The sequence below is a fragment of the Stenotrophomonas sp. NPDC077659 genome (assembly GCF_050268705.1).
Classification (GTDB): domain Bacteria; phylum Pseudomonadota; class Gammaproteobacteria; order Xanthomonadales; family Xanthomonadaceae; genus Stenotrophomonas.
Window position 1 is genome coordinate 1 of record NZ_JBNNHG010000116.1, and the last position, 12,484, is coordinate 12,484.

Below are 12,484 nucleotides of genomic sequence, written 5' to 3' on the forward strand. Positions count from 1 at the left end.
CGGGTAGCACGGACGAGGTGCCGTGCACGGTGCTTCTGGACGAGGCGGTCGAGCACCACGTACATCGAGTAGTCGAGGTAGGCGCGTTCGGCGTACTCGCGCAGCGGCAGTTGTTCGAAACCGTGGAACACGGGGCGGGCAGGTTCGGTCATGCGGCGTTGTTACCTATGTCGGGAGGCGAAGACGGCGGTCGGCGCTCTCAATACGCTGATTATCCGGATGCGGCGGGGGATGCCAAGCCACGTGCCGGATCCAGCCCCGGTTCCAGGCCATGGCCGACCCGCGCCAGGTAGCGCCCGGGCGGCAGACCGAAGTGGCGGCGGAACACGGTGACGAAGGCGCTGGCGCTGCTGAAGCCCAGGGCATGGGCGATGTCGGCCACCCCGCGGCCTTCGCTGAGCTGGCGCAGGGCCTCGGCCAGGCGGGCCTGTTGCCGCCATTGGGCGAAGCTGAGGGTGGTCTCGTCGCGGAAGTGGCGGGTCAGGCTGCGCGGCGACAGCCCGGCCCAATGCGCCCATTCGGCCAGGCTCCGCTCGTCGGAAGGCTCGGCCAGCAGCTGTGAGGCGATCTTCAGCAGGCGGCGGTCGCGCGGCATCGGCAGATGCATGCGCTGGCGCGGTGCGGTGCGGATCTCATCGCGCATGACGTTGAGGATGTGCTCGCGGTCCTCGCTGAGGGCGTAGTCCAGCGGCCATTCGCAGATGCGCTCGGCCACGGCCTGGGCCAGCTTGGACAGGCCCAGCACGCAGGGGTCGGAAGGCAGATCGGTACAGGCGGGTGCGGCCAGGGCCATTCCCCAGCCGCGCATCGGCCCGTCCAGGCTGACCGTGTGCGGTTCACGCGGCGGCATCCAGCCAGCCGAGCCGGGTGCCAGCGACCAGGTGCCGTGCGAGGTGCGGGTGGTCAGCAGGCCGCGTTCGACATAGATCAGCTGCGCGCGGGCGTGGTGGTGCCAGTCCACTTCACGGGCCAGGCCCTGCGGGCTGTCGAAGCGGAAACCGATGACCGGCGGGCCGTCATTGCGCTCGAACCAGTCCAGCGCGACCTCGCGCAGCAGGGTGGGCGGCCCCGGTTCGCCGGCGGTCACGACCGACGGGGGTGGCTGGAATGTGACATTCATTGGCTGGATTGTACTACCGGGCCAGATCCGGACGCCATTAAGGTAGCGCCCTCACTGATCGAGCCCGTTGCTGCAACACAGCATTCGATGCCAGATCAAATATTTCCATTGAGAAATATTTTTTTTGGAAGAAAATGCTCCCCCATGACCTGTCCGTCCTCCAATCCCCCCAGCTTCGGGCTGTTGCTGCGCCAGGTGCGTGACGGCCTGGTCCGCCAGCTCGATGCGTCCATGGCCGAGGAAGACCTCGGCATCGGCTTCACCCATTACATCGGCCTGAAGCTGCTGGCCCGCATGGCGCCGTGCACCGCCAACGAACTGGCCCAGGCCATCGACCAGGTGCCCAGTGCGGTGACCCGCCTGCTGGACAAGCTGGAAGCCCTGGGATGTGTACGGCGCGAGCCGCACAGCCAGGACCGGCGGGCCCTGCAGATCGTACTGACCGATGAAGGCCGTGCCCTGTGGGCGCGCCTGCAGCAGCGCGGCGACGCGGTGATGGATGACGCCCTGCGTGATCTGTCCGCCGACGAACGCACGCTGCTGTTGTCCCTCCTGACCCGAATCCGCGATTCCCTGACGACCCCATGAACCCGATCCCGCATCCCACTCTCCGCCGGTCCGGGCGCGCGCTGCTGGTTTCAGCGCTGGCCCTGGCCCTGGCCGCCTGCGCCAGCAGCCGTGGCCTGAACCCGCAGGGCCACGTGCTCGACGTGGACAGCCTGCACAGCGAACGCACCCTGGCCGATAGCGACCTGAGCGCCACCGGCTTCCCGGCGCAGGACTGGTGGAAGGCGCTGGGCGATACCCAGCTTGACGTCCTCATCGCCGAAGGCCTTGCCGGCCACCCGAGCCTGGACGCAGCCGATGCGCGCCTGCGCCAGGCCCAGTCGCAGGTGGGCACCGCGCGCGCTGACCGCCTGCCCAGCCTGTCGGTGTCCGGTGGCTACACCGGCCTGCGCCTGCCCGAATCCATGCTCGGTGACGAGCTGGGTGGCCGCTACGGCGGCAGCAGCCAGGTCGCCTTCGATTTCAGCTACGGCATCGACCTGTGGGGCGGCAAGCGCGCTGCCTGGGAAGCGGCCGTCGACGGCGCCCATGCCGCCACCGTGGATGCACAGGCCGCACGCCTGAATCTGTCCACCGGCATTGCCCAGGCCTATACGGAACTGGCCTATGCCTGGCAGCTCAACGACGTTGCCGAGGAAGAACTGGCGCGCTCGCAGAAGTCGCTGGAACTGACCCGCCAGCGCCGCAGCGCCGGCATCGACAGTGACCTGCAGGTGCGCCAGGCCGAAGCCCGCGTGCCGGCCGCGCAGCAGCTGCTGCTGGCCGCGCAGCAGCGCATCGATGCCGCCCGCACCGCGTTGGCCGCGCTGGTCGGCAAGGGCCCGGACCGTGGCCTGTCGATCGAGCGCCCGCAGGCGCTGAATCCGCTGGCGCTGCAGCTGCCGGGTGTGCTGCCCAGCGAACTGCTGGGCCGTCGCCCGGATATCGTCGCCGCGCGCTGGCGCGTGGAAGCGGCCGAAAAGCAGATCAAGGTTGCCAAGACGAAGTTCTATCCCAGCTTCAACCTGACCGCGCTGGCCGGCGTGGTTGCGCCGAACGTCGGTGACCTGCTGAAGAGCAGCTCCACCTTCGCCTACATCGGCCCGGCGCTGAGCCTGCCGATCTTCGAAGGCGGCAAGCTGCGCGCCAACCTGGACAACACCGACGCGCAGTACGACCTGGCAGTGGCCAACTACAACCAGGCCGTGCTGGACGCGCTGCGCGACGTAGCCGACCAGGTCAACGCGGTGCGTTCGCTGGCGCAGCAGGCGCAGGCACAGCAGCAGGCGGTGGACACCGCCCGCGCAGCGCATGATCTGGCCCAGCAGCGGTACCGCGCCGGCATCGGCAGCTACCTGGACGTGCTCAGCGCACAGTCCATCCTGCTGCAGTCGCAGCAGCAGCTGGCCGGCCTGCAGTCGCAGCAGGTGCAGACCTCGGTGCGCCTGAGCAAGGCGCTGGGCGGTGGTTTCCAGCCCAGTGACGCCGACGCCGCACCGGTCGCCTCCCATTCCGATTCCTCGCATTCCTGAAGACCCACGCCATGAGCCAGACCCAAGACACCGCGGCCCCGGCCGCCTCCAATCGCCGCGGCAACCTGCTGCGCGGCCTGTTCGTCATCGTCGTGCTGCTGCTTGCCGCACTGGCGCTGTGGTACTTCATGTTCGGCCGCTGGTTCGAAGAAACCGACGATGCCTATGTACAGGGCAACCAGGTGCAGATCACCCCGCTGGTGGCCGGTACCGTGGTTGCCATCAATGTGGATGACGGCATGCGTGTCGAGCGCGGCCAGCTGCTGGTGCAGCTGGACCCGGCCGATACCACCGTCGCTCTGCAGCAGGCCGAGGCCAACCTGGCCAAGACCGTGCGCCAGACCCGCGGCCTGTACCGCAGCGTGGAGGGCGCGCAGGCTGACCTGAATGCCCGCCAGGTGACACTGAAGCGCGTGCGCGACGATTTCGCCCGCCGCAAGGACCTGGCCGCCACCGGCGCCATTTCCAACGAAGAACTGGCCCACGCCCGTGACGAACTGGCCGCAGCCGAAGCCGCTGTGGCCGGTTCGCGCGAGACCGTCGAACGCAACCGTGCGCTGGTCGATGACACCGTCATCGCCACCCAGCCGGACGTGCTGGCCGCCGCCGCGCAGCTGCGCCAGGCCTTCCTCAACAATGCCCGCGCCGGCATCGTCGCGCCGGTCACCGGCTATGTCGCCCGTCGTTCGGTGCAGGTGGGCCAGCGCGTGCAGCCGGGCAATGCCCTGATGGCCGTGGTGCCGACCGAGCAGATGTGGGTGGAAGCCAACTTCAAGGAAACCCAGCTGCGGCACATGCGCCTGGGCCAGGAAGTGGAGCTGAAGTCGGACCTGTATGCCGGTGACGTGAAGTACAAGGGCCGCATCCAGAGCCTGGGCCTGGGCACCGGTTCGGCGTTCTCGCTGCTGCCGGCGCAGAACGCCAGCGGCAACTGGATCAAGATCGTGCAGCGCGTGCCGGTGCGCATCGCCATCGATGCCAAGCAGCTGGCCGACCACCCGCTGCGCATCGGCCTGTCTATGAAGGCCGAAGTGAGCCTGCGCGACCAGAAGGGCGAAGTGCTGCCGACCGCCGCTGCCAAGGGCACGGTGTTCGACACCGATGTGTATGCAAAGCAGCTGCATGATGCCGACGAGGTGATCCACACGATCATCGAAGGCAACCTGCCGGCGAACGCGGGCTGAGGTCGACATGTCCGCACAAGCTCCAGCGGCGCCCGGCACGCCGGGCGCACCGGCGGCGCCGGGTGCGGCCTCCGGGTTCCTGCCGCCCAGCGTGGCCCTGTGCACCGTCGGCCTGGCGATGGCCTCGTTCATGCAGGTGCTCGACACCACCATCGCCAACGTCTCGCTGCCGACCATCGCCGGCAACCTTGGCGCCAGCTCGCAGCAGGCGACCTGGGTCATCACCTCGTTCGCGGTCAGCACGGCCATCGCGCTGCCGCTGACCGGCTGGTTGAGCCGTCGCTTCGGCGAACGCAAGCTGTTCATCTGGGCCACCCTGGCGTTCGTCATCACCTCGCTGCTGTGCGGCCTGGCGCAGAGCATGGGCATGCTGGTGCTGTCGCGTGCGCTGCAGGGCTTCGTGGCCGGTCCGATGTACCCGATCACCCAATCGCTGCTGGTGTCGATCTATCCCCGCGAGAAACGTGGGCAGGCGCTGGCGCTGCTGGCGATGATCACCGTGGTGGCGCCGATCTGCGGGCCCATCCTCGGTGGCTGGATCACCGACAACTACAGCTGGGAATGGATCTTCCTGATCAACGTGCCGCTGGGCATTTTCGCTGCGCTGGTGGTGGGCAACCAGTTGAAGGGGCGCCCGGAGCACATTGAAAAGCCGAAGATGGATTACGTCGGCCTGATCACCCTGGTGATCGGCGTGGGCGCGCTGCAGCTGGTGCTCGACCTGGGCAACGACGAAGACTGGTTCTCCTCGACGAAGATCGTGGTGCTGGCCTGCATCGCGGTGGTGGCCCTGGCGGTGTTCCTGATCTGGGAGCTGACCGACAAGGATCCCATCGTCGACCTGAAGCTGTTCCGCCACCGCAACTTCCGCGCCGGTACGCTGGCGATGGTGGTGGCCTATGCGGCGTTCTTCAGCGTGTCGCTGCTGATTCCGCAGTGGCTGCAGCGTGACATGGGCTACACCGCCATCTGGGCGGGCCTGGCCACGGCACCGATCGGCATCCTGCCGGTCATCATGACGCCGTTCGTGGGCAAGTACGCCTCGCGCTTCGACATGCGCATGATCGCCTCGTTCGCCTTCGTGTTCCTGTCGTTCACCAGCTTCCTGCGCTCGGACTTCAACCTGCAGGTGGACTACGCGCACGTGGCCGGCGTGCAGCTGATCATGGGTATTGGCGTAGCGCTGTTCTTCATGCCGGTGCTGCAGATCCTGCTGTCGGACCTGGATGGTCGCGAGATCGCGGCGGGTTCGGGCCTGGCCACGTTCCTGCGTACGCTGGGCGGCAGCTTCGCCGCGTCGCTGACCACGTGGCTGTGGGCGCGCCGTACCCAGGTGCACCATGCCGACCTGACCGAACACATCTCGGCCTACCAGCCGGGCATGCAGGATCAGGTGGTGGCGATGGGGCAGGGCGACCTGCAGCATGGCGCGGCGGTGCTCAACAACATGATCAACCACCAGGCCTCGCAGATGGCGTTCAACGACATCTTCTACCTGCTGGGCTGGACGTTCCTGGCGATCATCGCGTTCCTGTGGCTGGCCAAGCCGCCCTTCGGTGCAGGTGCAGGCGCGGCCTCCGCCGGCGGGCATTGATCGATCGGTGTTGATGGAAAAACAAAACCCCGCCGGAAGGCGGGGTTTTTGTTTGTGGCGCATCCACGCATGGCGTGGATCTACTGCGGGTTGGTTCGTCCAGTAGATCCACGCCATGCGTGGATGGATCCCGCACCCGCGTAATTCCCGAACGCCGGACATGAAAAAACCCGCTTTCGCGGGTTTGATCATTTGCTGAGTCATGGTGCCCAGAAGAGGACTCGAACCTCCACGAAGTTGCCCCCGCTAGCACCTGAAGCTAGTGCGTCTACCAATTCCGCCACCTGGGCGACTCAGGAGACGAATTGTGCGGGACGGCAGAGGATGTGTCAACAACATTTCACGCTTTTATCTGCGTCGGTACGCCGAGGTGCAGCAGCAGGCTGCGCATCGCCGGTGAGAGCCGCGTCCAGTCGGCAAAACAGGCGCACAGCCGACGTTGCGCCCAGGCATCGGCAAGCGGTACCGCGACGGTGTGCGTGCTGCGCCGATGCTGCCGCGCGATCGTGCGCGGCACGATGCCAACGCCGATTCCGTGCCCGACCATCGTGCACAGGCCTTCAAAGGTCTTCATGCGGATGCGCACGTCCAGGCGTCGGCCTGCCTTGCCCGCGAGTTCTTCCACGTAGGTCTGCAGCGCGTTGCCATCGGCCAGCGCGACGAAGGTTTCGCCGAGCACGTCGACGAAGTCGAGCGAGCGCCGGGCAGCGAAGCGATGGCCGGCGGGCAGCAGCATCACCAGCGGATCTTCGGACACGACTTGCCGTTGCAGGCCCTCGGCGGGCACGGCATCGCTGATGATGCCCGCTTCGGCCTGGCCGGCGCTGAGCGCGCGCACGACCTCGGTGCTGGTGCGTTCGTGCAGCTCCACGTGCAGGCGCGGGCGCTGTGCCAGCCAGGGCGCAAGCCGCGACGGCAGGTAGTTGGTCAGTGCCGCAGTGTTGGCATACAGATGCAGGGTGCCGCGTGCGCCGTGGGCAAAGGCCTCCATCTCGCCGCGCAACTGCGCTTGCTGCTGCAGGATCAGCCGCGCATGGTGGGCGAGGGCGGCCCCCGCTTCGGTCAGGCTGACCCCGCGCGGGTGCCGGTTGAGCAGGGCGGTGCCCGCATCCGCTTCAATCGCGCGCACGCGTTCACTGGCCGAGGCGAGAGCGAGATTGGCCTGGGCGGCGCCTGCGGTGATGCTGCCGGCATCGGCCACGGCAAGGAACAGACGCAGGTCGGCGATATCCATCCGCATGTGAGGTGCTCCGGTCGGGGCCTGCCTTCGGCTTTTCCGAAGGCTGTGGCGGCAAGACCGCATTGTGCGCCCGTGCGGCGCCGGGTCCAATGGCGGCATGAACGAGGCGATGTACTTCTATGGGTTGCTGGTGGTGGTGTTCGTGCTGGCCGGCGTGGTCAAGGGCGTGACCGGCATGGGTCTGCCGACGGTGGCGATGGGCCTGCTCGGCGGTGCGCTGTCGCCGGTGGCGGCCGCGTCGATGCTGTTCATTCCCACTTTCGTCACCAATGCGTGGCAACTGCTGTCCGGCCCCTCGCTGGGCCCTACCGTGCGGCGGCTGTGGCCGATGATGCTGGCGGTGATGGTGGTCACGCTGGGCGCGGCCGCGCTGCTGGTGCGGGTGGATCGCACCTGGTCGCGCGTGGCGCTGGGCGTGGCGCTGGTGGTGTATACGCTGTACGCGCTGCTGGCACCGGTGTTCCGCGTGCCGCCGCAGCGCGAGCGCTGGCTGGGGCCGCTGGTGGGTGCGATATCCGGCGTGGTGACCGGCGCCACCGGTGTGTTCGTGATGCCGGCCGTGCCGTACCTGCAGTCGCTGGGCATGCAGCGCGAGGAGCTGGTGCAGGCGCTGGGGCTGGCGTTCACCGTGTCGACCATTTCGTTGACCACCGGCTTGGTGATCCACGGTGCCTTTGGCGTGCAGCAGCTGGGGCTGAGTGCGTTGGCAGTGCTGCCGGCGCTGCTGGGCATGTGGCTGGGGCAGGTGATCCGGCAGCGCATCAGTGCACGGGTGTTCCGCGCGTGTTTCCTTGGGTTTCTGCTGCTGCTCGGGCTTGAGCTGATTCTGCGGCCGCTGTTCTGAAGGGCGTTTGCCACTGGCTTTTGTAGAGTCGAGCCATGCTCGACTGCTGTGAGGATCAGTCGAGCAAGGTCGACGCTACGCCGCCTGGATCGCAGGCAAGAAAAAACCCGCTTGCGCGGGTTGTTTTCTTTCTCGACATGGTGCCCAGGAGAGGACTCGAACCTCCACGAAGTTGCCCCCGCTAGCACCTGAAGCTAGTGCGTCTACCAATTCCGCCACCTGGGCGTCGAGGAGCGAGATTATGGGGTGTTGTTATGGGGGTGTCAACACCTTTTCTGGATCCGGGGGCGGATCCCGCTACGCGTGTGGAACGGGCTCTGACCCGTTGCCGGATGACAGGCAAAAAAAACCCCGCCGAAGCGAGGAGTTTTTTCGTTGGTGCCCAGGAGAGGACTCGAACCTCCACGGTTTTACCCGCTAGTACCTGAAACTAGTGCGTCTACCAATTCCGCCACCTGGGCGTTCCAGAGGCGCAATTGTGAAGATGAATCCGCAGGCTGTCAACGGCTTCCAGCAAATATTTCACGCGACGCCTTCAAGACGGTCGATGACCGGTTCTGCACGCCCGCAGCGGCTACCATGGAGGGCGATGACTACCAAAAAACCAAGCAAGGGCGGGAGCACGTCCCGCAGCCAGGCCCCGACCAAGGGCGCCAAGGCGGGCGCAGCCCGCACCACCAAGCCGGGCAAGCCGTTACCGGGCTGGTTCCCCGAATTGAATGAAGGCGGTGCACCGCCACGCGGCCGCAAGGGTCGCGGCACGGATGCCGCCGCACCGGGCCCGGCCCCGGGCCGCAAGCTGCCGCCCACCGGCAAGGTGATCGATGATCCCTATGCCGCCCGCGAAGCCGAAAAGTACGAACAGCCCATCGCCAGCCGCGAGGCCATCCTGGCCTTGCTGGAACGCTGCGAAGGGCCGCAGACCGCCGAGGAACTGGGCGCGCGCCTGGGCCTGACCGCGGCCGACCGTGCCGAGGCGCTGTCGCGCCGACTGGGCGCGATGGTCCGTGATGGCCAGCTGGTGCAGAACCGCCGCGGCGGCTTCGCGCCGATCCAGACCTTGAACCTCGTCACCGGCGTGGTGATCGCCAACCCGGAAGGGTTCGGCTTCCTGCGCCCGGTCGAGGGCGGCGACGATCTGTTCCTGCCACCGTATGAAATGCGCAAGGTGATGCACGGCGACAAGGTGCTGGCCCGCGTGACCGGCATCGATCACCGTGGCCGCCGAGAAGGCAGCATCGCCCGCGTCCTCGAGCGCGGCATGACCCGCCTGATCGGTCGCTTCAGCATTGAAATGGGCATCAATTACGTGGTGCCCGATGACAAGCGCATCCAGCGCAACGTGCAGGTGCCGCCGGACCAGACCGGTGGCGCGCGCGATGGCCAGCTGGTGGTGTGCGAACTGACCCAGGCACCGGACAGCCGCCGCCCGCCGATCGGTCGCATCATCGCGGTACTCGGCGACAAGCTGACGGCGTCGCTGGTGGTGGAGACTGCCATCCACGGCCACGAACTTCCGTTCGAGTTCCCGCAGGAGGTGCTGGACGAAGCGGCCTCGGTGCCGATGGTGGTCGAGCCGGCGATGATCGGCGACCGCGTCGACCTGCGCAGCACGCCGCTGGTGACCATCGACGGTGAGGATGCCAAGGACTTCGATGACGCGGTGTACTGCGAACCGAATGCCGAGGGCTTCCGCCTGGTGGTGGCGATTGCCGATGTCTCCAACTACGTGCGCCCCGGCACGCCGCTGGACGAGGAAGCGCAGAAGCGCGCCACGTCGGTGTATTTCCCGGGCTTTGTGGTACCGATGTTGCCGGAGACGCTGTCCAACGGCATCTGCTCGCTGATGCCCAAGGTCGACCGTATGTGCTTCGTCTGCGACATGCAGATCGACCGAGATGGCGTGGTCACCCATTCGCGCTTCTACGAAGCGGTGATGAACTCGCACGCGCGCCTGACCTACACCCAGGTGTGGAAGGCGGTGGGGGAAGACGATGCCGATACCAAGGCGTGGATGGGTGAACTGCTGCCACAGGTGCAGCGCCTGCATCAGCTTTACAAGGTGCTGGCCAAGGCGCGTGCCAAGCGCGGTGCCATCGAGTTCGAAAGCAGTGAAGTACGCTTCGTGCTGGACAACCGTGGCGAGGTGACCCAGGCCGGCATGCTGGTGCGCAACGACGCGCACAAGCTGATCGAGGAGTGCATGATCGCGGCCAACGTGGAGGCGGCCAGGTACCTGCTGTCGCGCCACGTGCCGGCCCCGTACCGCATCCATGAGAAGCCGCCGGAAACCAAGTACGCCGATCTGCTGGAATTCCTCAAGGAATTCAAGCTCAGCCTGCCGCCGTGGTCGAAGGTGCGCCCTGTTGATTACACCAGGCTGCTGAAGAAGATCCGCGACCGCCCCGACGCCACATTGCTGGAATCGGTGCTGCTGCGCAGCCAGAGCCTGGCCATCTACAGCCCGGACAACCACGGTCACTTCGGCCTGGCGCTGGAGGCGTACGCGCACTTCACCTCGCCCATCCGCCGCTATCCCGATCTGCTGGTGCACCGCGCGATCAAGCACGCGCTGTCCGGCAAGCCGCTGGACAAGTTCACCTACACTGCCCGCGAGATGGCCGCGCTGGCGCTGCAGTGCTCCGAACGCGAACGCCGTGCCGACGAGGCCGAGCGCGAGGTGGATGAGCGCTACCGCGCCGCGTGGATGGAAAAGCACGTCGGCGGCCAGTTCGACGGGGTGATCAGCGGTGTGACCAGCTTCGGCCTGTTCGTGGAACTGGATGATTCCAAGGTGCAGGGCCTGGTCCACGTGACCCAGCTGCCCCAGGACTATTACAAGTTCGACGCCACCCGCAAGACGCTGACCGGTGAACGTCGCGGCACCAGCTACCGGCTGGGTGACCGCGTGCGCATCCTGGTGCTGAAGGCCAGCATGGAAGAGCGCAAGATCGACTTCCGCCTGGTCGAGCACAAGGGCGAAGACGAGGGGGATGGCCTGCCGCCGCTGCCCGAACGCGGCAAGCCGGCCAAGCGGACCAAGAAGTCATATTGATTGACCGACCCGGTAGTGCCGGCCGCTGGCCGGCATTCCAGGCGACATCGGCACCCGGTGGTTGCCGGCCAGCGGCCGGCACTACCGGTTCACCCACCCGGCAGGTGGCACGACGCGATGGAGGAACCCACCATGCAAGGCCAACCCGAGTACCGCGGCGGCTGCCAGTGTGGCGCCATCCGCTTCGAGGCGCGCGGCGCCCTCACCGACAGCTCGATCTGCCATTGCCGGATGTGCCAGAAGGCCTTCGGTGCCTACTATGCCCCTCTGGTGTCGGTACGCGGCGCGCAGTTCAGCTGGACCCGCGGCCAGCCGCGCTACTTCCAGTCGTCCAATGTGGTCCGCCGCGGTTTCTGCGGTGACTGCGGCACCCCGCTGACCTATGAGGCCCCGGACGGGATGGCGGTGGCCGCCGGTGCCTTCGACGAACCCGAGCGTCTGCCGCCCACCCTGCAGTACGGCATGGAGCGCAAGCTGCCGTTCGTTGATGGCCTGAACCAGCTGCCGGGCAGGCGCACCGAGGATGACGCGGCGGCGCTGGAATTCCTGGCCACGATCGTGTCCCACCAGCACCCCGATCACGACACCCCGCACTGGCCGCCGCGCACCCGTTGAGGTTTGTGTAGAGCCGAGCCCATGCTCGGCTGCCTTGAAGCGCCGCCGCCGCCGATGCTCTACCATAGCCACCCCCTTTCCGGTTCGGCCCCCGCATGAGCAAGAACAGCCAGTGGATCGTCGGCGTCAACGCCGTCGCCTCCTCCATCGAGAACGACGCCGACAACGTCCGCGAAGTGCTGGTCGAGGCCGGTGCGAAGAACCTGCGCCTGGTCGAAATCGAAGAAAACGCCCGCCGCAAGGGCATCGACGTGCGCAAGGTCAACAGCCAGGCACTGGACGGTGTCGGCGGTTCGGTGCGCCACCAGGGCGTGGCCGCGCGCTATGCCGCGGCCCGCACCTACAGCGAGAACGAGCTGGAAGGCCTGGTCACCGCCGCCGAGGGCAAGGCCCTGCTGCTGGTGCTGGACGAGGTGCAGGACCCGCACAACCTGGGTGCCTGCCTGCGTTCGGCCGCCGCAGCCGGTGCCACCGCGGTCATCATTCCCAAGGACAAGTCGGCCACGGTGAACGCCACCGTGCGCAAGACCTCGGCCGGTGCGGCCGATCTCATCCCGGTGGTGGCGGTGACCAACCTGTCGCGCTGCCTGAAGGACCTGCAGAAGCAGGGCGTGTGGATCTACGGCCTGGCCGGTGAAGCCACCGCCTCGCTGTACCAGCTGGACCTGAAGGGCAACATCGCCTTGGTGCTGGGTGGCGCCGTGAACACAAATGTGAAAAACTGTTGACGGCCTCTGAAAAGCCCCTATAATGA

At 66.9% G+C, this 12,484-nt stretch carries 9 protein-coding genes, 3 tRNA genes and 1 pseudogene; 8 read left to right on the forward strand and 5 right to left on the reverse strand.

Going from position 1 to position 12,484, the window contains the following annotated elements:
• Nucleotides 1–211: 211 nt before the first annotated feature.
• Nucleotides 212–1,120: a helix-turn-helix domain-containing protein gene (locus ACQKDV_RS14730; protein ID WP_427784653.1), complete on the reverse strand. Its 909-nt coding sequence runs from the start codon at nucleotides 1,118–1,120 to the stop codon at nucleotides 212–214.
• Nucleotides 1,121–1,264: 144 nt separating this feature from the next.
• On the opposite strand from ACQKDV_RS14730, the gene ACQKDV_RS14735 reads away from it, so the two are divergent.
• From ACQKDV_RS14735 to emrB, 4 genes are read left to right on the forward strand one after another with little or no spacing between them, the layout of a single operon-like run.
• The gene (locus tag ACQKDV_RS14735) at nucleotides 1,265–1,708 is read left to right on the forward strand and encodes a MarR family winged helix-turn-helix transcriptional regulator (RefSeq protein ID WP_427784655.1); all 444 of its coding nucleotides are present in this window, start codon (nucleotides 1,265–1,267) and stop codon (nucleotides 1,706–1,708) included.
• Complete coding sequence (gene emrC, locus ACQKDV_RS14740; RefSeq protein ID WP_427784657.1) at nucleotides 1,705–3,198, forward strand: multidrug efflux transporter outer membrane subunit EmrC; 1,494 nt, start codon at nucleotides 1,705–1,707, stop codon at nucleotides 3,196–3,198. Before ACQKDV_RS14735 ends, emrC begins: the two co-directional genes overlap by 4 nt.
• An 11-nt stretch (nucleotides 3,199–3,209) precedes the next feature.
• Nucleotides 3,210–4,382: a multidrug efflux MFS transporter periplasmic adaptor subunit EmrA gene (gene emrA, locus ACQKDV_RS14745; protein ID WP_427784659.1), complete on the forward strand. Its 1,173-nt coding sequence runs from the start codon at nucleotides 3,210–3,212 to the stop codon at nucleotides 4,380–4,382.
• 7 nt (nucleotides 4,383–4,389) lie between these two features.
• Nucleotides 4,390–5,976, forward strand: coding sequence for a multidrug efflux MFS transporter permease subunit EmrB (gene emrB, locus ACQKDV_RS14750; RefSeq protein ID WP_427784660.1), 1,587 nt, complete (start codon nucleotides 4,390–4,392; stop codon nucleotides 5,974–5,976).
• A 203-nt stretch (nucleotides 5,977–6,179) separates the two neighbouring features.
• Here emrB and ACQKDV_RS14755 read toward each other — a convergent pair.
• Nucleotides 6,180–6,266, reverse strand: a tRNA-Leu gene (locus tag ACQKDV_RS14755).
• Nucleotides 6,267–6,316: 50 nt separating this feature from the next.
• The gene (locus ACQKDV_RS14760; protein WP_427784662.1) at nucleotides 6,317–7,216 is read right to left on the reverse strand and encodes a LysR family transcriptional regulator; all 900 of its coding nucleotides are present in this window, start codon (nucleotides 7,214–7,216) and stop codon (nucleotides 6,317–6,319) included.
• Nucleotides 7,217–7,313: 97 nt separating this feature from the next.
• On the opposite strand from ACQKDV_RS14760, the gene ACQKDV_RS14765 reads away from it, so the two are divergent.
• Nucleotides 7,314–8,060 (forward strand): sulfite exporter TauE/SafE family protein, encoded by a 747-nt coding sequence (locus tag ACQKDV_RS14765; RefSeq protein WP_427784664.1) that lies wholly within the window; start codon nucleotides 7,314–7,316, stop codon nucleotides 8,058–8,060.
• Nucleotides 8,061–8,198: 138 nt separating this feature from the next.
• Here the strand turns inward: ACQKDV_RS14765 and ACQKDV_RS14770 are convergent.
• Together ACQKDV_RS14770 and ACQKDV_RS14775 are read right to left on the reverse strand one after the other, a co-directional pair.
• Nucleotides 8,199–8,285: transfer RNA gene (locus ACQKDV_RS14770), tRNA-Leu, on the reverse strand.
• 151 nt (nucleotides 8,286–8,436) lie between these two features.
• Nucleotides 8,437–8,521: transfer RNA gene (locus tag ACQKDV_RS14775), tRNA-Leu, on the reverse strand.
• Nucleotides 8,522–8,649: 128 nt separating this feature from the next.
• On the opposite strand from ACQKDV_RS14775, the gene rnr reads away from it, so the two are divergent.
• The 3 genes and pseudogenes from rnr to rlmB form a co-directional block, all read left to right on the forward strand.
• The gene (rnr, locus tag ACQKDV_RS14780) at nucleotides 8,650–11,115 is read left to right on the forward strand and encodes a ribonuclease R (RefSeq protein ID WP_427784665.1); all 2,466 of its coding nucleotides are present in this window, start codon (nucleotides 8,650–8,652) and stop codon (nucleotides 11,113–11,115) included.
• Between the two features lie 132 nt (nucleotides 11,116–11,247).
• Nucleotides 11,248–11,730, forward strand: coding sequence for a GFA family protein (locus tag ACQKDV_RS14785; protein ID WP_427784667.1), 483 nt, complete (start codon nucleotides 11,248–11,250; stop codon nucleotides 11,728–11,730).
• 95 nt (nucleotides 11,731–11,825) lie between these two features.
• Nucleotides 11,826–12,428, forward strand: a pseudogene (gene rlmB, locus ACQKDV_RS14790) (23S rRNA (guanosine(2251)-2'-O)-methyltransferase RlmB); the annotation flags it as partial.
• Between the last annotated feature and the right edge of the window lie 56 nt (nucleotides 12,429–12,484).